This is a genomic window from Aureibacter tunicatorum, assembly GCF_036492635.1.
Taxonomy (GTDB): domain Bacteria; phylum Bacteroidota; class Bacteroidia; order Cytophagales; family Cyclobacteriaceae; genus Aureibacter; species Aureibacter tunicatorum.
The window spans coordinates 2,734,529-2,754,937 of the sequence record NZ_AP025305.1 but is presented as its reverse complement, the minus strand read 5'-3'; the positions used below and the strand labels follow the sequence as shown (position 1 = coordinate 2,754,937).

15 protein-coding genes are annotated in these 20,409 nt (G+C 38.0%); 5 read left to right on the top strand and 10 right to left on the bottom strand.

What is annotated here, in order from left to right; genetic code table 11:
• Positions 1–577: 577 nt before the first annotated feature.
• Together AABK36_RS11825 and AABK36_RS11820 are read right to left on the bottom strand one after the other, a co-directional pair.
• Complete coding sequence (locus AABK36_RS11825; protein ID WP_309938806.1) at positions 578–1,945, bottom strand: hypothetical protein; 1,368 nt, start codon at positions 1,943–1,945, stop codon at positions 578–580.
• Between the two features lie 345 nt (positions 1,946–2,290).
• On the bottom strand, positions 2,291–3,007 hold the full coding sequence (locus AABK36_RS11820) for a 3-ketoacyl-ACP reductase (RefSeq protein WP_309938808.1): 717 nt from the start codon (positions 3,005–3,007) through the stop codon (positions 2,291–2,293).
• 311 nt (positions 3,008–3,318) lie between these two features.
• Here AABK36_RS11820 and AABK36_RS11815 point away from each other — a divergent pair, with 311 nt between their 5' ends.
• Entirely contained in the window at positions 3,319–3,936 is a 618-nt protein-coding gene (locus AABK36_RS11815) for a hypothetical protein (RefSeq protein WP_309938809.1), read from the top strand.
• Positions 3,937–4,048: 112 nt separating this feature from the next.
• Here AABK36_RS11815 and AABK36_RS11810 read toward each other — a convergent pair whose 3' ends face one another.
• Both AABK36_RS11810 and AABK36_RS11805 read right to left on the bottom strand, forming a co-directional pair.
• Positions 4,049–4,561, bottom strand: a complete 513-nt coding sequence (locus AABK36_RS11810) for an acyl-CoA thioesterase (protein ID WP_309938810.1) — start codon at positions 4,559–4,561, stop codon at positions 4,049–4,051.
• Between the two features lie 461 nt (positions 4,562–5,022).
• Positions 5,023–6,864 carry a DUF885 domain-containing protein gene (locus tag AABK36_RS11805; RefSeq protein WP_309938811.1) on the bottom strand — a complete coding sequence of 614 codons (1,842 nt, stop codon included), beginning with the start codon at positions 6,862–6,864 and terminating at the stop codon, positions 5,023–5,025.
• Positions 6,865–7,052: 188 nt separating this feature from the next.
• Here AABK36_RS11805 and AABK36_RS11800 point away from each other — a divergent pair, with 188 nt between their 5' ends.
• Positions 7,053–7,526 (top strand): DUF2165 domain-containing protein, encoded by a 474-nt coding sequence (locus tag AABK36_RS11800; RefSeq protein WP_309938814.1) that lies wholly within the window; start codon positions 7,053–7,055, stop codon positions 7,524–7,526.
• 84 nt (positions 7,527–7,610) lie between these two features.
• The gene (locus AABK36_RS11795) at positions 7,611–8,144 is read left to right on the top strand and encodes a hypothetical protein (RefSeq protein WP_309938815.1); all 534 of its coding nucleotides are present in this window, start codon (positions 7,611–7,613) and stop codon (positions 8,142–8,144) included.
• A gap of 35 nt (positions 8,145–8,179) precedes the next feature.
• Here AABK36_RS11795 and AABK36_RS11790 read toward each other — a convergent pair whose 3' ends face one another.
• The 5 genes from AABK36_RS11790 to nrfH all read right to left on the bottom strand — a co-directional run bounded on the left by AABK36_RS11790 (position 8,180) and on the right by nrfH (position 13,837).
• On the bottom strand, positions 8,180–9,493 hold the full coding sequence (locus AABK36_RS11790) for an alginate export family protein (RefSeq protein WP_309938816.1): 1,314 nt from the start codon (positions 9,491–9,493) through the stop codon (positions 8,180–8,182).
• A gap of 136 nt (positions 9,494–9,629) precedes the next feature.
• Entirely contained in the window at positions 9,630–10,430 is an 801-nt protein-coding gene (locus AABK36_RS11785; RefSeq protein WP_309938817.1) for a cytochrome c biogenesis protein, read from the bottom strand.
• Between the two features lie 2 nt (positions 10,431–10,432).
• On the bottom strand, positions 10,433–11,677 hold the full coding sequence (locus AABK36_RS11780) for a cytochrome c biogenesis ResB family protein (protein WP_309938818.1): 1,245 nt from the start codon (positions 11,675–11,677) through the stop codon (positions 10,433–10,435).
• A 9-nt stretch (positions 11,678–11,686) separates the two neighbouring features.
• A complete protein-coding gene (nrfA, locus tag AABK36_RS11775) occupies positions 11,687–13,225 on the bottom strand; it encodes an ammonia-forming cytochrome c nitrite reductase (RefSeq protein ID WP_309938819.1) in 1,539 nt (512 codons plus the stop codon).
• Positions 13,226–13,255: 30 nt separating this feature from the next.
• Positions 13,256–13,837 carry a cytochrome c nitrite reductase small subunit gene (gene nrfH, locus AABK36_RS11770; RefSeq protein ID WP_309938820.1) on the bottom strand — a complete coding sequence of 194 codons (582 nt, stop codon included), beginning with the start codon at positions 13,835–13,837 and terminating at the stop codon, positions 13,256–13,258.
• Positions 13,838–14,389: 552 nt separating this feature from the next.
• Here nrfH and AABK36_RS11765 point away from each other — a divergent pair.
• Both AABK36_RS11765 and AABK36_RS11760 read left to right on the top strand, forming a co-directional pair.
• Entirely contained in the window at positions 14,390–15,859 is a 1,470-nt protein-coding gene (locus AABK36_RS11765; RefSeq protein ID WP_309938821.1) for an aminoacyl-histidine dipeptidase, read from the top strand.
• 272 nt (positions 15,860–16,131) lie between these two features.
• Positions 16,132–18,711 (top strand): M6 family metalloprotease domain-containing protein, encoded by a 2,580-nt coding sequence (locus AABK36_RS11760; RefSeq protein ID WP_309938822.1) that lies wholly within the window; start codon positions 16,132–16,134, stop codon positions 18,709–18,711.
• 884 nt (positions 18,712–19,595) lie between these two features.
• Here the strand turns inward: AABK36_RS11760 and AABK36_RS11755 are convergent.
• Entirely contained in the window at positions 19,596–20,342 is a 747-nt protein-coding gene (locus tag AABK36_RS11755; RefSeq protein ID WP_309938823.1) for a hypothetical protein, read from the bottom strand.
• Positions 20,343–20,409: the final 67 nt, after the last annotated feature.

Sequence of the window (20,409 nt, the reverse complement as noted above, 5' to 3'; positions counted from 1 at the left end):
ACCGAGAAGAAATAAAAATATCATTGAAAAATGATGTAGTTTATGTTTGTGGAGGCAAGTATTCTAAAAAATTTCATAGCTATAGTTCATGTAGAGGCTTAAATAATTGCAAAAGCAAGGTTTCGTAAATCAAACTGTGTCATGTTTATATATACAGTCTAATTTTATTACAGCTATTATACTGTTGAAGTGTGGGTAAATTTGCGGAGGATCTTTCTCGAACGATTTAATCATATATCAACAGTTTATATATACAAAGGCAGTCTGCTTTCTAATGATAAGTTGTTTATCGACTTATCTCTTTTTTGATTACATTTGTTTTCGTTTAATATATGAGCTTTTCGTATTTTTTCATCATAGCCTTAACAACATTGATTGTATAGCAGCTTGCGGACTTAATCTGTAAATTTGAAATATTGGGATAAATGCTTACAGTTTTCTCTCCATGATTTGATGAGAATCAGATATTTATCATTCCATTTTCCTCTTGCTCATCTAAAGACTTTTCAGTTACTAGAAACAAAGAGATTTTTCCCAGAAAATATCAAAGTCATACAGATTCCATAATTGATCTCAGCTACTGAAACATTTTATTTTCGTATAGTTCGAAAATAATTCGCAAGGCCAGCCCGCGTACGATTTTTTCATTAAAAATATTTGGATGCTTTGTCACTCGACACGTATCTATATCAAACATTAACTGCGAAAGCGCATCGACATAGCTCATCTGATAATATTTTTGATTCCAAGCCTTGAGCAAGACTTCTTCATAGATTTGGGTATAGATATTTTTGAAAGAAGGAACAAATACTGCCGCTTCGGCTTGCCAATGATCCGCGATATAGGATTCGTCTACGGTGTCGGGGTCATATTCGATTACTAAATTTAAAAACTCAGGATCTTCTCGGTCAAATTTATTCAATGATGGGCTCGCTTCTACCTTCTGCTCTATTCCCCGAGCTTTTCTTTCTGCATGTTTTTCTTTTCTTATCTCTTCCTTAGCTTCTTGGTAACCGCGGTGAGTGCACCCTCTGACATAATGACCATTGAGCCAGCTACCCATTCGATCATTTTGTTCTTTCACCTCATCGAGAACTGGATAATAAAATTTCATAGGATTTGTTAGTGGATGAGCTCTCATCAACTCAATGCTTTTGCGATATGCAGTGACACATAGTTGATCAAAATATGATTCAATTACTTCATCAGCTGCCAAGAAAGCTTCCGAGCATGTGATACCATAATCTTTGGCCATCGGTCCGGCCCTTCTTATATAATGTCGGACATAATTGAGATATCTCCCTTCAAGTGGCATCGGACATAAATAGTTAGAGTGCAGTATATCTTTATCCCAAGGATGTGATTTTGAAAAATCTGATGAAACCGAATCTTCCGGGATATTATCTAATGGATATGCGTCCAAGCCAAAATCTTCGGGCATTTTGTCTTGGATATTTGACTTATAGTCTTTGGCTTTCCCTGCGATATTCATTTGGTTAAAAAGTTTTGACCTCGTCAATTCAAGATCACTATGGATTGGAACATTCTCTGCACAGTTTGTCAATCCTTGTTGACCTATGCGAGGAAGAATGTCCGGATTGGCTTCATAATCAGGTTCTACACCCCTTGCCACACGATAATCTGTATCAAACTCCCCATGACTTTCATACTCAGGTGGTATTTTTGCTTTATCCTTCGGCTTGGGCTCCTCTTCCAGATATTCGACCGGAGCCAACACTTCTATGTACGCATCTTCATCTTCTGAGTCATGGTCATCAAACCCAAATCGACTGATGTCCGCTTTTTCATTTTTTTTCTTTTTTTTGAACCATTTACTCCTCTGTATGACATTGTTTTGCTGAGAGTAACTCACAACCTTTGCAATACTTTGCTTTCTGTCTTTCCTAGCACTGCGACTTTTTTTTTGAAGAGTGTTTTTATACATCTATTAGCAAGTATTTATTTCTATTTGATAGTTTCAAATTTGTTCATTACATCATTGTAATTTGTACTTTATCATTGGACTATTACTTTGCAAGCAACTTATGCTAATCATTTATTCAGAATTTACATCGGTTCAAGATAATCTTCATTGACTAAACACAGTAATAATTTAATAGTTAGGAACTCGTCCATTTTCTAAAGAATCAGTATAGATATTGAATTATAAGGAAAGGAATAGAGTGTGAGTAGTTGTGAATAGAATTCTATAGATTTAAAAAGACATCAAATACAGCATTTCTACGAATATGCTTGAGAATGCTGAGTCTGATGTCTTTTGGGGTATAAGTTATGGGTTTGTAGACCAGATTCCGGATTCTTTGATGAATACTCTTCTGTTGAGCTTTAGTTGGGCAAGTATAAGCTCTGCGATGTCTTCGGCTTGCATGACTTTATCCGGGTTGCCATCAGTGAGCTTAAGGTCAAGTGCCATGTCTGTGGCCACGGTGCTTGGTGTCAAAGCAGTGACTCTGATATTGTGTTTTCTTACTTCTTGCATAAGCGACTCAGTCAAGCCCAATACAGCGAACTTTGAAGCGCTGTATGCGCTGGTTACCGCTGCTCCTCTCTGTCCGGCAGTCGAGGAAATGTTGATAATGTCCCCGGATGCTTGCTTGATCATTTCTGGCAGAAAAGCCCTGGTAACATAGTAAGTGCCCATCAGGTTGATTTGAATAACTTCTTCCCATTGCGCAGGCTCAAGCTCCATGAAGCTGCCAAATCTGCCGATTCCCGCATTGTTGATGAGGATGTCGATATTTCCAAATTGCGACTTGACTTGCTCAGCGGCTTTGTTGACAGATTCCAATGAAGAAATATCAGCCGTAACAGCGAAAGCTTTAATGCCATGCTTTTTAGCTTCTTCGGCTGTTTGGTCAATATCCTGTTGAGTTCTTGCGATTAGCGCTACATTTACACCTTCGCTGGCAAGTGCCAGAGCTATAGCCTTTCCAATGCCTTTGCCTGCTCCTGTGATCAGTGCGTTTTTTCCTTTGATAGATTGCATGTTGATATATTTATAAATAGAATTAAATACGATTGTTCTTAATGGATTTACTCAATTTCCAGCTATTGTGTTCTCTAAAAAGGAGAAAGAAATTAGAAGCTTATATGGACGAAATGATAAGAGTAAATGCTCTGTGTGATCTTGAGATAATAAGATGTCTCTGTGTCAAAATTATGGAAAGGATCGTTTCGATTTATATGACAAGAGTCATCATTGTTAAATATAAAATGATTAATTTTAAGGGATTTATATTGTAATTTACAGCTTTTTATGGAGGGTTTGGTTCTCCGAATTTTTAATATAATTTTTGAATGAGTAAATCATATTATCTTAATAGGTATAGGAACAAGCAGTCGAAGGAATTGCAAACAATAATCAACAACTCTGACATATACGAGTCAGATGCAATCGAAGCAGCTCATGAGCTTTTGGAAGGTAAATTGGAAAGTGATATTAGGATAAAAGTAGCGCCAAAGATTGAGAATAATAGTGATGATGAAGCGGGATATTCGGTGCAAGGTGAGATTAGATCATTTTTCAAAACGTTTAGTTATCGTGAAGTTTTGATTATGTCGACTATTTCAGTTTTGATCGTTTTGTACAATTATTTTTTAGATGAATATTTAAACCTTCCCGGCGGAGTCATTGCGATAGCTGCCATTGCATTGATGCATATTTCGTATAAGTTTTTGCATAAAAGGTCTAATTCATATGCTGGCAGATGCATAATGGATATGATTTTTTTTGTGGTTTATCTTTTCATAAGTGTAATCATGAATAATTTATTATACGAATGGTATACTATTGATCTGTCGTCGGTGTCCTTGTTTTCTATCGCTTTTTTCACAATTGTTCCAGTTGCTCTATTTGAGCTCATTTATTCTTTGTTTAAGGCGCTGTTGAATAAATTTGGAATAGATATTTTATAGAAGATATTATGCCATTCATTGGAATAGCCTCCTATTCAAAACGATGTCTTATAATATATATGAAGCTCGGCAGCTCACAAACTTAAGGATTGGATTGCCGGGCTTGAAATGGTTAGGATGAAGCAAGTTCGTTTTTAATTTCTTTGACTCTGTCGTTGATATTGATTGGGTTTTCAGTAAATCCTATGTTGTAATATACTTTCTTTAAGAAATTTTCAACTTTATCAGGGTGAGTCGATTTTTTCCCGGTTTTGAGTTCGACAAATTTGAACGTAGTCCAAAGAAGGCATTTGAGATCTTTGCCCTTTTCATCAGTCATATAATACTCAACAACTACCGTGTTCTCATCATAATTAACAATTCTGGAATAAATGTTCACCCATTCGCCAAACATGGCCGGCTTGACATAAGCGATATGATGTTGGTAAACTACCCATGCCGCCTTGAATTCCTGAAAGATGTCCGCGATATTAAAACCGTAAAGTTTAGGAACTTGGTCTTCTCTTGCGTTGAAAAAGTAGTCTAGGTATTTGGCATTGTTCAGATGAGCGAAAGGGTCGCAATCTTGAAATCTGATGATTGATTTTGATTCGGTAATTTTTTGCAGTACTTCTTTTGTGGTCATTTTATCAAAAATTAATGCTTACCATGTAAAATTAGATTGATGCGTGTCATGCACATGGTTCGAAACTTTTTCATTCTACGTAGTTTCTAGCTTTCAGGTTGGGGGATATAAAAAAGAAAAGGCGAACAAATGAATGTTCGCCTTAATATAATAGGGACCCATGAAGCGAGATGGTTAATCAAACCCCGTATCAGACAGGATTTAAGTTGCCCACTGCATCGCAACCTTCCACTGTTGACATTCTAAGAATGACCCTTGCGGGTTGAGGCCTGGTTTTGAAAAGCGGCTTACTCGTTATAAATTATCATGTTAGGTTTGAAAACATGTCCGTCTCCATGGGAATACTTTTAATTCCTTTTCCTTGTATCAAATATACGCTTTTTTTCGAATTTTGTTATTCAGGCAAGCAAATATTTTATGCTAATTAGCGTCTTTGATTTTATCGCGAAATATAAGCAATATTAACTTTGAGCACCTTTGGATGCAATCCATTGATTCACTTTGAGTTCTAGAATATCAAGAGGCAATGCTCCGTCTGTTAATATTACATCATGAAATTCGCGAATGTCGAATTTGTCTTTCAAAACCGTTTTGGACTTCTCTCTAAGCTCGATGATCTTAAGCATTCCAATTTTATAAGCGGTTGCTTGTCCCGGCATTACCACATGTCTTTCGACCATTTTCACAGCGTCATTGACAGAGTTTGGCGTATTGGAAACATAGAAGTCTATGCTTTCTTGACGCGTCCACTTTTTGCTATGTATACCTGTGTCCACTACGAGTCGACATGATCTCCAAAGTTCCATAGCAAGTCTTCCAAAGTCGGAGTAAGGATCTTTGTAAAAACCTACTTCTTTGCCCAAGGATTCGCTATAAAGGCCCCAACCTTCTACATATGCAGTATATTCCTTGTATTTTCTGAATTTTGGCAAATCTGATAATTCTTGAGCGATTGACAATTGCATATGATGCCCGGGGATACCTTCATGAAATGCCAAGGCTTCCAATTGGTATCTTGGCATGTCGGTCATTTTATATAGATTGGCGTAATAAGTTCCCGGTATGCTTCCATCAGGCGATGGAATCTCATAAAATGCTTTCCCAGCTGATTTTTCCCTAAACGCTTCGACTCTTTTGACAATAATATCGGCTTTGGGCTTTGTAATGAATAACTCGTCAAGCTTTTGCTTCATATTGTCAATGGTTAATACAGCTTCAGCCAGATACTCTTCTCTGCCTTGCTCGGTATCTTCAAAGTAGAATTGCTTGTCGTTTCTCATGAATTCAAAGAATTCTTTCAGTGAGCCTTTGAACCCAACGCTCTCTTTGATAGCGATCATTTCGGAGTGGATTCGTTTTACCTCGCTTAAGCCTATTTCGTGAATTTCATTGGCATTAAGCTTGGTTGTCGTCATTCTTTCCAACATGAATTGGTAATACTGATCGCCTTGCGGGAATTTCCATACGCCATCGTCTTCAGTAGTCTTTTCTTTCTGAACGTAAAGCGTTTGTAAGAGGTGTTGGTAACCCGGCAAGGTATGTTTCAACAAAGCCTCTTTTGCTTTGTCTAGTAATTCTTCCTTTCGTTTCTTGCCAATTGTATTCGCTTCTCCAAGCTTATCTGTGAAATCTTCCCAGATCGTATTGAGTGTGTCGGATTCATTGATAGGGTAGCCTTTGGATAAATTCTCGCAATCCCTGATCACATGATCGTAGACAAATTTTGGCGGAAGCGTATTCATTGAATCGCTTTTTTGCAAGGATTCAACCACTTGATCCATGAGAGACTCTATGTTTTTTAATCGATCAATATAGTCCAATGCATCTTCTTCAGAGCTGATCGAATGCTTATTGATTAACAATGCAGGCGTTTCGGCTTGAATGCCATGCATTTGATTGACAATATAGTGATAGGGCTTGTACTCGATATACTTGATATCTTCCAAATGGCTTCGCTTGAATAAATCATAGCTTAGTTTCGCGTTTGGACTTAGATCTTGATAACTGATCAGTTCCTCAAGTTCTTTAAGTTCTGACCTTAGTACCTTGATTTCTTGTTTTTGAAATGCTTCAGATTCATCATCCCATAAATTTTGATGTTTTTTTATGCCTAGAGCACTTTCTTTGTTTGGGAATCTGCTGAGTTTTTGGTTGAATTTAAGCTCGAAAAATTGGCTGAGTTTCTCGTCTTCACTTTGAATAGCAACATTCTCCATGGAAGCTTCCTTGCGATTAGCGTTTTGAGAGCAAGAGGAGAAACTAGCAATAGCTATTAATAAAAGTCCGATTGAATTCTTAATCATATGTGGATTTACGTTTTTAGAATTTCAAATTAGTGAATATTATTCTTCTATGCTTGCAAAGTTTTATCATTATGACTTAATATTTTAAGATATGTATGCCTTTGAGTCGAAAAGTTGAAAGATCTCAGCGAGGTGGTATTGTTTTTATTTCTATTCAATTGGGCTAAAGTGCATATATAATGAATTTGATGAAAAGATATTCTAAACTTTTTGTTTTGCTATGTTATGCTTGTTACATGACCATGGTGTTTTTTAACAATCTGAATGATTGGCAGTCCAATTGGATGTTTGTAAAAGGGGTTATGAGCTGCATGGATATTACGACTGAAGCTGTAGAATGGAGGCGCATTGAGTCTATGTCAACGCAAAAACTTTTTTATACATTGATTATAATTTTTGAGGGGACTACTGCTTTTATTTTGTGGATTGGAGTATATAAGATGTTAAGGTCACTTAGAAAGTCGGTCGAGGAGCATATCGAGTCAAAGAAAATGGCTGTGGCAGGTCTGACTCTGATGTTTTTGATTTTTGGAATGGGCTTTTATGTTGTGGGAGGCGAGTTCTTTTTGTCTTGGCAGTCCATGCTTTTCAATTCTGTGGGACCTGGTGCGAGAAATATGAGTTTGGCTTTAGTAGCGTTGATCTATATATCCATGGATTGATGATTAACATTTCAAATTGATGATATTATTTGCTTTTTAAATGAAATATTGCTATTTTTTTCTTTGCACACTCTAAAAACAAACATGAAAGTATCCGAAATCAAAGATTTATCGCAAGATAGCCATGTCAGACCGCGTTTTAGGTATTGGGCTTCGAGCGAGCCTGAAGAAATAAAGAATCAAATCAAGGAGGTGTTGAAGCAAGGCTCCACTGATGTAATGGGAAGCGTGGTGTTGAATCATGCCACATTAAGGGTGGATAGCGATGAGAAGCATTTATGGTCTCCTTTTTTGTACTTGACATTTGAGGTGGAGGAAGAGAAAGGAGGAACTTTAATCCGTGGCTATTTCGGACCAAAAGGAACGGTTTGGACCATGTTGATGTTCTTTTATGGATTGTTGGGCTTTGCGATTTTTTGCGTGGCTTTGATTGGTTTTTCGCAAATGACTTTGGGCAAGTCGGCTGATATATTATGGTTGGTTCCAGTACTGGGCTTAATAATGTCAAGCTTTTATCTCGTGGCAAATTCAGGCAAAAAAAGAGGTAGGGGAGATATTCGAATTTTGCATGAGTTTTTATTGGATTGTGCGAAAATAAATAACCCCTCAAGTTTGTAGACGTGAGGGGTTGAAGCGTATGAAATTTATTTGTGTTATTTCTTAGAAGTGAAAATTCTTGGGTTGATGTTTAGCATTAACCAAGCCCAGTTGTTCCCAGTTGTTGAGCTTCCGCCTTTAAGCACTTCCATGGAAGAGGATGCGAACATTTGAGAGTATCCACCCACAAGGCTGATGTATTCATTGTATTTGTAGCCAAATGTGAAATCCAATTCAGTACCCAAGTAGCTGTCCTCGATTTCTGCGGCGAAACTTCCTCCCTCTGTTCTGGCATAAATATCAGCTGCCGAATTGAAGTGGTGGGCTTTTAATGCTACATTCCACTTGCTGTTTACTTTATAGTCAACAGAAATGTATTTATCCCAAAGACCAACATTTTGGTGAGGACTTCCTACATAGAAGTAGTCCATGAAACCATAGAATTTATGGTGAGTTCCGTAAAGGGGATCAAATGTAGAAACAGTTTTGTCTCCTTGAGCATTCATATCTTGGCCAGTCACATAGTCTGTTCCAACGCCAAACTTCAACTTGTTTGTTGGCTTGTAGTAAGCGTTAACGGAAGCTAACCAAGCGTTCACATTTTGGTTTGCCTTGTTTTTTCCGGTTTGGTGGTAGATGCTACCAAAAATTCCCCAATCAGCAGTATTCTTTTTCAAGTTGATACCCATAGTTTGAAGATAATTGATCGTCGTGTCCGAAGCCAATGGCGTATCATCAGAGTACTGGAATCCTGTGTTCATAACTAATGCCGAAACGTCAACACCTGCGATCTTCTTGCTCATCCAAGTATACTGCATGTTTTTGTAGTTGTTGAATGCGGGATCGTAGTATGTTCCTTCCAATACTTCTTTTTGTTGGTTGAAAGCGCCTCCTACATGTATTGTAAAGTCGTTTTTATTGTACATGAATACCATTGCATCATGCCAACGACCCTGTTGCGCCCAATCCAATCCTCCTAGAATTCTTTCATCATCATAAGATAATGCTTGACGTCCAAGTTTTAATGAAAAGTTTTGATTGAAAAGAATCTGCGCCCAAGCTTCATTAACCATAGTTGAAGCTCCATCATTCATAGATGCTTGAGCTCTGTCTCCCCATACTCTTACATCTTGCATGGCGATTTTCATGATGATTTTATCGGTAGTGTAGCCTACAGTCAAACGAGTTCTTTGCGAAATCGCGAATGCAGGATCGATTTCCTCACCGCTTAATGTTTTGAACCCGTTTCTAAATTCTGCTCTTGGTCTGATTTGGGCATCTATAGTTACCTGTGACCAAGATTCAGTGATACTTAAGACTGCAAATAAAGCGACAAGCACCAATTTGAGTTGAGTAGCTGTTTTTTTCATGATTTATTGAATAAAAAATGTTGAAAAATTTTGTATGTATGTTTGATTAAGGCATAGAGAAACTGTCATACGTTTCCCTATGCTTTAAAAATTATTAATATCAAAATAAAAGTAACTGACTACTGTTGTTATAAAATTACTGTGTATAAGTGTGGACGCTTGTCTGTGCTGATGGCATATAGTTAACGCCAAACCAACAAGCAAGCAATACAACAAATGCCAAGGCTAGAGTCCAAAGGGCTAGTCTGTACTTGCGTGGATGATGACTCCTAAAGTGCATGTAAATAAGGTAAGCTATCCATGTTAAGAAGGCCCATGTTTCTTTAGGGTCCCACGTCCAGTAGTGTCCCCAAGCTTCTTTGGCCCATAAGGCTCCAAAAAGCAATCCTAATGTAAGAAATCCAAAACCGATGTATACCAAGTTGTCCGCAACTGTGAGTGTGGTTTTCGCTTCAAGGCTATCGCTTTTATCTTGCCATAAGCCTTTGACAGCGACTAGAGAAGAAGCGCCAAGCATGGCATAAGAAAAGATATACACTATCACATGAGGAACAAACCAAGGACTTTGCAGAGCTGGCATCAACGTTTTGTTATGAGTGTCCGGGTTCATAATATTAACTCCTAGAAACACAATTGCCAATACAGCACTGTAAAGTAAGATCCATTTGTACTTCCATCGCTTGAAGGTGATATAACCAATAACAGGAAGGAAAAAGCTATACCAAAGCCTTGTTTCACCTAAAGTTCTCATTGGAGGTCTTTCAAGGGCAATCCACAGATTTGATATATAATATCCAAGCACGAATATCCCTGCGATAATACAGATATCTACGATAACGTTTAGCTTTTCATTTTTATTGAAATATAGAAAAGCTACCGAGGCAAGCCAAAGAATTGAGCTTAAGCCAGCCATTAATGGAAAATCAGACCAGTTCATCGTTATTTAGATTTAAAGTTATTGCCTACCCACATGATATATATTGAGCCAAAAAGCATCATAAATACACCTACATAAACAGCAGGCAACCAAGGGTCTTTGACTAGCTCAACTACGCTCAGTCTCGACCACCTTCCGAATTGCTCATCATAGCTAAGCTGATAAACATTCCATCCATCGATTTTATATGGTTTGTTGACTTCGATAACTCCATCTTCCTCCAGACCGGATTTTGTGATAAAATGGATCTTGGACTGATATTTTTTTGGCTCAGGAGCTGTCATGACTAAAGTATGCGTGCTGTCAAGCTCGACACCTTCAGGCAGAACCATGAAACTTCCGCAGCTAATCCAACCTTCTTTTTCTTTTCCATTTTTAATATTGACAGCTTTGATTTTTGCTGAAGGAGCGGCTCCTTCCTCATTTACAGGTTCGTATCTTCCTGCGAATGGTTTGGATAGCGTGTCGAATTTCATGATGGAAACTTTCCAGTCCAGTATTTCCATAGACTGTCCAGCGGAGTCGATAAGTTGGAGCTGTGGCTTTTCCTGAGGCAAAAGCATTCCATCTTTATTGATGATAGCTACTTTAGGATTGTATTGATCAATACTGAAGGCATCCAATCTCATGGCAATCGGAAGCTCGTAAAGAATTCCGTTAGCGTCTTTTGCTCGCCATTCGATGTTGCCTTTGTATAAGTCGGCGGTTAATCTTATAAGGTCACCAGCACCAAGCATAGCGGACATTAGCGCTATGTATAGGCCTAAGTGATTAAGAAGAAAACCGATATTTTTGCCTTTGAAAGGTATAACCCTTTTGCAGCATGCAAATCCTAATGTGGACATGAAATACAATACTGCAAAAGTGAAATACCATGAGTCAGTTACATTATTGAGCTTTAGCAAGCTGATAATACTCGGATGTTCCTCTGGAGCTTGAGGCAATATGCCCATGACCGTGACTATGACGCCTATCAGGATGATAGAGGTGATAGTGGCCGGCACTCCCGATAGCCATTTGATGATCGGGTTTTTTCTGTTTAAGAAATATAGAGTTGCGAGAAACGCCGAGAATAATAGTCCGAAGATGATATTCACAGGCCATCTCAATGTTGGCACTCCTGCGCCGTGAGTTGCTAATTCCAGAGCCAAGCCCAGTAACATCAACCCAGCGGACAATACGAACCCCTCTCTATATCCCCAAGGAAAAGTCCAGATTTTTCGAGTTTTTTGCTTGCTATTGTTCATTATTGTTGATTATGAGATTTTAGGAATCTGGTTTTTGCCTGTGATTTGAGGCTGGTACTCAGATTGCCTTTTGTTAGCTTCCTTTATCCATTTAGGAACGACGTTTTTAATGAATTCGTCTTTTTCTTGTTGCGCTTTTTCCACATCGAAACCGATAGCCTTTTGCGCTTTATCTTTAGTTGAGATATCTGGAATTTCTACTTCACCATGGAACCCTAGGTCTTTAAGTAGAATAGCCAATGATCTTCTGGCATTTTGAGATCTCTCAAGAGATGTGCTCATGATTCTTGAAACTTCAAGAGGCGCGTGGAAAGAACCACCATGAGAAGCAACAGAGAAGTCCCATCTCCACTGAGCGTGTCTGATGTCAGTAAGAATGTCTTTCATTTGCTCTTTAGTAGCGCCAAGTTCCCAAGCTTTACCAGCTTCGAAGTGAGCTCTAACTAGTTCATACTCAACCACCTTTTGGATACTCTTGATTGCATCCTGGCGATCGTAGACATTTTTCTTCAACTCTTCAGCTTCTTCTCTGTGACATACTTGGCAAGAGTTAGCTGGGTTAGCCAATGGGCTTTGAATGTGGTGGTCAGTGTATTTTACGCCACCTTCAGATTTGTAAGGCATATGGCAATCCGCGCAAGAAACACCTCTTTGCTCGTGGATACCTTCTTTTGATAATTCGTAACCTGGGTGCTGAGCTTTAAGCATTGGAGCTTTACTGATTGAGTGCGTCCAGTCGCTGAATGCAATGTCATCGAAGTATTTCTCCATGTCTTCTACCTTTGTACCGTTTTTCCATGGGAACGTTAGGTAGTTGCCTTTTCCTTTGTCCTTGTCGAAGTAGTACTCTACGTGGCACTGCGCGCACACTAGAGATCTCATTTCTTGAGGAGTTGCTTTGCTGATATCTTGACCCATCATCTCAAATCCTTCTATAAGGGCTGGTCTGCTGATCGCAAGGTTCATTGTCTCAGAATCATGGCAATCCGCGCATCCGATAGGATTAACAATTTCCTTGCCTTTGCTAGCCCATTTACCTTCATAGAACTCGGCAACGCCAATTTCGTTCATTAATCTTGGCACATCAGGGCTTTTACAAGTCCAGCAAGTGCTTGGCATCGGACCATCGTGATCATGCTCAGGAGCTCCCGTACGCAAAGTCTCATGGATGTCTTTTACCGCGTAGATGTGACCTCTTGGCGAATTGTAGTCTTTGGAGAAACCATAACCAGCCCAAAGCACTACCATGTTAGGGTTTTTAGCCAACATGTCGTCTCCAGCGTTGTTGTTGTGCTTGCTGTAGAAAGATGTATCTTCTGTAGCTGCCCAAGATTGGTATTGTCTAGGAAATTCAGTGCCCCATACAGCGTTTCTTGGTTCGAATTTGTCGATATCTCTGCTTGGATTGTAGGCGAATACCGCTTCTGCTCTTCTTTCAACGACTTCAGAAGCGAAAAGTCCCAACAAGAATACCACAACTAATGTGGAAAGGAATAACACCCAGCCTAGCCAAGGTTTTTCTTGTATTTTTTTGCTTATACTGTTCATGTTTAATTACATTAGGAAATTGATTCAATACTATTTTGTAGTTGCTTTCTTGATCCAGTCAGGAACTGGAGATTGAGGAAGCGGCGCTCTTGCGTCAGGAGTGGAAGACATGCTTTTCACTCTGCCGTGCGGCACTTCTCTGTGGCATTCCCAGCATAGCTTGCCTTCGCCATGCTTCTGGGCGTCAAGGTCAATTTTGACCGTGGAAACTCTCTCATTGAGGTCTTCGTGACATCTCTTGCAGTTTTCCTGTACCACTTTTTGGCCAGGCTCGTGCATCTTTATCACTTGTGGCTCCATTCTCATTGTGAACATAGCTGCGTGCCTCATGCCGTCTTTGGCTTTGAAAAAGTACTTGTTGAACACATTGTCATGAGGTACATGGCAATCGTTGCAAGTAGCATTTTCCCTGTGTGAGCTGTGCTTCCAGTTCGCGTACTGCGGAGTCATAATATGACAATTGACGCAGGTCTTAGGGTCGTCGGATAGATAAGAAACTGCATTTGAAATGTACAAAACGTAACCTCCCAGCCCGAAAAATATTCCGAGCAGGATAATCACCGGGATTCTCCATTCCCTTGGCGGCAATAATTTTTTTAAAAATTCATTCATCAAAGGTTTGTTTTGTCTTTTACTTCGTTTGCCCCGAAGATATCCTCAAACGTTAGCATCTTAGCTGACATTTGTCATGAAATGATATGATTTTAATATCAGGCATGGGTGATGTTATTGAGATGATAGTGTGATTATTGAGAGAGTAGAGGGGTAATTGTATGTGTATGTGGTTATTAAGTAATTAATTATATTGATAAATGAAGGAATTTCAAAATATGATTTGTGCCATGCTTTCAGGTAAAATCATATAGTTTTAGGTCAGTTTTTTTAGCGTAAATAACTCTTTTTTTTAGCCAAATTCTTTAGTCCATTTTTACTTGAATGATTGAATATTTTTTATGTGGCTAGTTAAGCGCGCGTAGTGAAATAAAAGTGAATTTTGACCGTTTGTGTATTTTTTTCTTAAAAAATAAAGCCGGACTTAGTTAATATAATGATATTGACTAATTTGATCATGGAATTCAGAAGAATATTTGGAATCTTCAAAGCGGAAAAGCGATAAATACTATGTTATTGCTTAACTTGAGCTTATTAAGACGTATTTAAAATATGAACAAAGAAGTAGCTAATCTAGAACCAAAGGCTGTTTGGACAGCTTTTGAACAATTAAACGAGGTGCCTAGGCCTTCGAAGCATGAGGAGAGAGTGATAGAGTTTGCCAAAAGCTTTGGCGAAAACCTTGGTCTGAAGACTAAGGTGGATGGGGCAGGCAATGTGATAATACAAAAACCGGCGACGCCAGGTTATGAGGATAGAAAAACGGTTATTTTACAGGGGCACTTGGATATGGTGCATCAGAAAAATGCCGATACGGATTTTGATTTCTCATTGGAGGGAATCAAGTCTTATATTGATGGTGATTGGGTGAAAGCCAAAGGAACTACATTGGGTGCGGACAATGGCATGGGAGTAGCTGCGGCGATGGCGGTTTTGAGTTCGAATGATGTGGAGCATGGGCCGTTGGAGGTGTTGTTCACGATTGATGAAGAAACGGGAATGACTGGAGCTTTCGCCTTGCAGGCTGGAGAATTGGACGGCGATATCTTATTGAATTTGGATACGGAAGAGGAAGGCGAGTTGACAGTAGGTTGCGCTGGTGGTTTGGATGCTAATGTTAATGGAACTTATGCGGTTGATGAAGTTGGGATAGTTGATTTCGTTTTAATGGACTTGGCTGTCAAAGGCTTGAAGGGCGGACATTCCGGCATGGAAATTCATTTGGGCAGGGCCAACGCGAATAAGTTGATGAATAGAATTCTATACAAATCATTGGAAGCTTATGGCGTGCGTATCATTGAAATAGATGGAGGAAGCTTAAGAAATGCTATTCCAAGAGAGTCTTTTGTGAAGTTGGCAGTTCCAAAGGAAAGCTTGCCTCAATTTGAAGAGCATATTAGAGCTTGTGAAGAAGAGATATTAGATGAATATTCGGTTGCTGACTCTGATATTCGAATCGAATGGTCGAATGGCAATCTTGAAAATGGCCAGGTGATATCAAGTAAAGATCAAGTGCGGATAGTTAACGCTATTTATGCTTTGCCGAATGGAGTGATCAGAATGAGCAATGATATTGAAGGCTTGGTGGAAACATCGACAAACTTAGCAAGGGTTTTGGTAAAAGATGGAGGTATCAAGGTTCAGTGCCTTATTAGAAGTTCAGTTGAGTCGGCGAAGATGGATGTTGGAAATATGGTAAGGGCTAATTTTGAGCAGATCGGAGCAGAGGTAGAGCTAGCTGGCGATTATCCAGGTTGGAAGCCTAATCCAAGCTCGGAGATATTGTCGATAATGAAAAATAGATATCGTCAGATGTTTGCGAAAGAGGTGGAGGTTAATGCTTGTCATGCTGGGCTTGAGTGCGGAATTTTGGGAACTAATTATCCGGGGTTGGACATGATTTCATTTGGACCTACGATTAAAAATCCGCATTCTCCAGATGAAATGTGCCATATAGAATCTGTAAAGTTGTTTTGGGATTACCTATTGGATGTGTTGAGAAATATTCCGAGCAAAGCTTAAGCAGCGAAATAATTTTATTTCATTTTATGTAGCTCTAGCGATTATTTCGCTAGGGCTATTTTTGTTTAGACTATCTTGATGAAATGCGTATTTTTATTATTTGTCAAAATATTAATGACATGTTTTTTGTTAAATAGGATTGGATTAGAAATATTTGGATAATTCTGTACTATTATATTGTAAGAATTAGGTTTAAATTTATGTGTATTAATTATTAATTTTAATAAACTGCAAAATACTTTGCATATTCTTTACCCTAATACAATATGATAATGAGGAAATTTTACATTTTTATTTTCTTGCTCATTTTGAATGGAGCTTTGTATGGAGCTTCATATCATGGAGAGTTGAGTGAATTTGAACAACCTGACGGAACGGTAGTGTCTTTAAAACTGTTTGGAGATCATGCGTATATTAGAGCGGAAACTCCTGAAGGTTATACAGTGATTCGAGATGAGGAATCGGGGTGGATTTGTTATGCTAAACTGAATGAAGACAAGAGTAAATTAATTTCAACAGGAGTAAAGTATCTTCCAGATACTGAAGGAGAGCAGGGGCCAAAGGGGCAGAGTATCGAAAAGCATTTAGAAATTTCTCAAGCGGAAATAACTAGAATCAGAAGAGCTTTTGAAGGACAAGATAAACATGCTAGTCGATCAATGGCAAGCAGCCAAGTGGCTGAAGATGTAGTAGGAGACTTCAAGGGACTGTGTATTTTGGTCGATTTTAGCGACTATCCTTCTTCTGGAGGAGTTCCTAAAAATATTGTTGAGGATTTTTGCAACGGGGATAACTTTAATACTTATGGTATCAATGGTTCATTGAAAGAGTATTATAATGATGTGTCATTTGGCAAATTAAATTATGAAAATTATGTTTTTGGATATTTTAGAGCGCCAAAGACATTTGCAGAATATAATGCTATGCCTTACACACAGGGTGCACAAGAGATTCTGACTTATGTTTTGGGTGAAATCGATCGTCAAGGTTTTGATTTTTCTCAACTGACAACTGATGACAATGGCTTTATCAAAGCAATTAATTTGATGTATACAGGATACCCTCCCACATGGGCTCAAGGTATGTGGTATCATAAAACAAATTGGTATGGATTTCAAGCGGATGGAGTAACAGTAAGCACATATAATACTTCTCCATTGAATATACCTAGAGGTAGTAGAAATGGTGATTTTGGTCTGTCTACAGTTGCGCATGAGAATGGACACATGATTGGAAATTGGCCGGACACATACAAGTACGGAGATACTGGTCCTGATGGACTTGGCACTTTTGATATCATGTGTAGTTATGGTAGCAGCACCAATCCGGTTATTCCAAATCCATATTTTAAAATGCTTGCGGGATGGATGAATGTTGTTGATATTACGAATTTTACTGGAATTAAGACTGATTTGTCGAATTCTAATACGGTTTTTAAGTATGTGAATAAAAATAATCCGACCGAATTTTTCTTGATTGAAGCTAGAAGAAGAGAAGGTAGAAGTTATCTTATACCAGACGAAGGCTTGACGATATGGCATATTTACGAGCAAGGCAATAATCAGAATTACCATAGCAATCAAACGCCTCATCAAGTCTATTTGGAACATGCTAATAATAATGTATATGATCACAGTTATGCATGTTATGACCAAGGCTATAGAGATGAGTTCGATAATTTTACAGCTCCAAGTTCGAAATGGTATGATGGATCGGAGAGTGGGTTGATGATCAGCAAGGTTAGTTATCCAGGAGCTAGCATGACTTTCCAAATTGGGGATGTGACTTTGCCGCCTACTGCGGATTTCTCAGCGAATAGCTCATTCATTTGTCCAGGACAATCTGTCGAGTTTACAGACCTGAGTATAAGCGGACCAGAATCTTGGAGTTGGGAATTCGAAGGAGGTTCTCCTTCTGTATCCTCGGATCAAAATCCTACGATAACATATTATAATGAGGGAACATATAAAGTGAAACTGACAGCTTCAAATGCAAATGGAAGCGATGTGGTTGAAAAAGTTGAATATATAACGGTGAATTCTTCAGGATTGGCATTGCCTATGGAGGAGAGTTTTGAAGGAAGCGATTTTCCTAGAGAGTTTTGGACGATTGATAATCCAGATAACAACCTGACATGGGAGAAATCTACTCGATCAGGATTTCAATCCTCAAGTTGCGTGATAGTTAATAATGCTGATTATGATAATGTCGGCGCAACTGACGACCTTAATATAGGTACGTATGATATGTCGACGAATTCGAAGAAGGAATTGTCATTTTATGTAGCATATACAAAATTTGATAATAACAGTCCTGATCAATTAAGCGTGTTGGTTTCAACAGATTGTGGGGCAAGCTGGCAAGAAGTATTTAACAAAACGCATTCAGAGCTTGAAACTGTTCCAGTAGATGGGGGAGATGAATCTAACCGATGGGTTCCAACGACAGATTCTGATTGGAGAAAAGAAGTTGTTGATTTAACTCAATTTGCAGGAAATAATTCTGTGCGTATCAAGTTCAGAAATACTAACGGCTATGGAACAAGAATTTGGTTGGATAATATTTCTATAACTTCTGAGAAAGTATCTGATATCGTGTTGAGCAGTGAGGTGCTGGAAACAGGCGTGTCAGTTTATCCAAATCCTGTAAAAGATGTTCTAATGGTGAAGTCAAACCAAGTTGATGATGCTTTGGAAGTGAACATGTACTCAATTGATGGCAAGTTGGTGAGAAGTGTTCATGCTAATAATGGATTGGCTTTCATTCAGGTAGGTGATTTGTTGCCAGGTATTTACATTCTTGATAGCAATGTAAATGGACAAAACTATAGAGAAAAAGTAGTTGTTGAGTAAGTGAAATAATAAGTTTTAAATAAATTATTAAGCCCTCATTTTGAGGGCTTTTTTCATTATATATATTTTTTTTTAAATACATGCCTTAATAAATTCAACCTACAACCAGCTTTGAATGTTGGTAAATGATCACTGTCTATTTTTTAATCCATATCTATGGAATAAGCTGCTATTTTGTTTTCTACCTCTAATCAATGGAGTATAGTTTATAAAATTACCTCAATTGTATGTTCTAGAGTAGATTAACGACTTGTTTTTTACTAACCTACTATACACAAGGATAAATAAAATAATGAGTAATACTAAAGTAATACTAGTATTTGTTATTATAATGGGAATAATATTTTCTGTTTGATTTTTATATTATGAATATAATCAGAGTAAATGGAAAGGATATTTCGAAAGCTTTGATAAAACCAAAGCAACTGTAATTGAATATAAAGGAGGAAGAGCTAGTTGGACTGCTTATACTTATATGTAGGATCTATAGTATATAAAGGGAAATTAAGATATATAGAACTTACTAAGGGCAGTCAATATTATGTAATTTACAGTTCTATTCATCCGAAATATAACTTTTTAATTTTTGACAATGAACTAAATCAAAAATTAGACAATGACCAATTCATTGCTAATAAATTTGATGTAAGTAAATATTTAAAAGAAAGTATGTATCGTAATATAAATAAAGCTAAAATAGTAAGATAACTCTGCTGGCGTAAGGGGCTCGTTTGCATTTGCAATGCGAATGCTTAAAACCGAGGATCTATTATGAGGAATTAAGTCAATGCAATTATGATTGATTAGAAATTTGTAAACAAAGCACAGGTTTGATACCTGCGCTTGAGATAAATAATAAGGAAAAAATTCTTGGTTCAAATATTTTAATTCAGATATTCGCTTGTTGTGTAAATTTTATTGACGATGATGTCTCTGTTTTTTTTGATTACGAATTCGCTTAATCCAATGTGGTCAGTGTTGTCGGCATTCCAATCGTATGTGTAGCCAAGTTGCGTCCAAGGGTATTTTTCGTACAAGTCGCAACTGAAGTATCGTGAAGCTCTGCTTTGATTAAACCAATCAACATATTCTTTAGGAGTATCGTCATCGAAACATATTTGGCAAGAATTGTCGGAAATTTCGCTGTCAGGACAAGGTCTGAACAAATCATCTTCTTTAACCCAAAATTCAATGAAGTAACGATATTCAGAGTTGGGAGGTAGACCTAGCAGCTCCTTTAGCCTTTGGTCTTCATTATCATAACTTATCTGATTCATTCTCTGCTTGAGTTCAGGAGAAGCCGTTACCCAAATCTCATAATTTCCTGTATTGTAGCTTGCGGAGTCAAGGTATGGCTCGTAGTAAGATTTGTTGTATTTCCACGTAACAACAAGCAGATGTTTTTCACCATTGATATCCTTCCATGTCAGGTTATGATTATCTGGATTAATTTGAATTAATTGTGAATAAATTTTGCTCGAATCAGGTTGCATAGCGTCGGATATGGCGGATTGGTATTGGTCTCGTGTTGAGTACTGTTTTACGCTGATATTCGAGCTTTTGCATTGGAATAAAAAAATGCAGATAAGAAATAGTGAAAGCCACTTATAGGCAGTTTTTGAAAGAGTCATTTTGAAAAGGGTTGAGATTTTGTTTTAGGTATAAAGAAGCCCCATAGATTATATGAGGCTTGAATTT

Excerpts from the sequence above, each read along its gene's own strand:
- AABK36_RS11825 (WP_309938806.1), bottom strand. The coding sequence starts at position 1,945 with ATGTATAAAAACACTCTTCAAAAAAAAAGTCGCAGTGCTAGGAAAGAC.
- AABK36_RS11820 (WP_309938808.1), bottom strand. The coding sequence starts at position 3,007 with ATGCAATCTATCAAAGGAAAAAACGCACTGATCACAGGAGCAGGCAAA.
- AABK36_RS11815 (WP_309938809.1), top strand. The coding sequence starts at position 3,319 with ATGAGTAAATCATATTATCTTAATAGGTATAGGAACAAGCAGTCGAAG.
- AABK36_RS11810 (WP_309938810.1), bottom strand. The coding sequence starts at position 4,561 with ATGACCACAAAAGAAGTACTGCAAAAAATTACCGAATCAAAATCAATC.
- AABK36_RS11805 (WP_309938811.1), bottom strand. The coding sequence starts at position 6,864 with ATGATTAAGAATTCAATCGGACTTTTATTAATAGCTATTGCTAGTTTC.
- AABK36_RS11800 (WP_309938814.1), top strand. The coding sequence starts at position 7,053 with ATGAAAAGATATTCTAAACTTTTTGTTTTGCTATGTTATGCTTGTTAC.
- AABK36_RS11795 (WP_309938815.1), top strand. The coding sequence starts at position 7,611 with ATGAAAGTATCCGAAATCAAAGATTTATCGCAAGATAGCCATGTCAGA.
- AABK36_RS11790 (WP_309938816.1), bottom strand. The coding sequence starts at position 9,493 with ATGAAAAAAACAGCTACTCAACTCAAATTGGTGCTTGTCGCTTTATTT.
- AABK36_RS11785 (WP_309938817.1), bottom strand. The coding sequence starts at position 10,430 with ATGAACTGGTCTGATTTTCCATTAATGGCTGGCTTAAGCTCAATTCTT.
- AABK36_RS11780 (WP_309938818.1), bottom strand. The coding sequence starts at position 11,677 with ATGAACAATAGCAAGCAAAAAACTCGAAAAATCTGGACTTTTCCTTGG.
- nrfA (WP_309938819.1), bottom strand. The coding sequence starts at position 13,225 with ATGAACAGTATAAGCAAAAAAATACAAGAAAAACCTTGGCTAGGCTGG.
- nrfH (WP_309938820.1), bottom strand. The coding sequence starts at position 13,837 with ATGAATGAATTTTTAAAAAAATTATTGCCGCCAAGGGAATGGAGAATC.
- AABK36_RS11765 (WP_309938821.1), top strand. The coding sequence starts at position 14,390 with ATGAACAAAGAAGTAGCTAATCTAGAACCAAAGGCTGTTTGGACAGCT.
- AABK36_RS11760 (WP_309938822.1), top strand. The coding sequence starts at position 16,132 with ATGAGGAAATTTTACATTTTTATTTTCTTGCTCATTTTGAATGGAGCT.
- AABK36_RS11755 (WP_309938823.1), bottom strand. The coding sequence starts at position 20,342 with ATGACTCTTTCAAAAACTGCCTATAAGTGGCTTTCACTATTTCTTATC.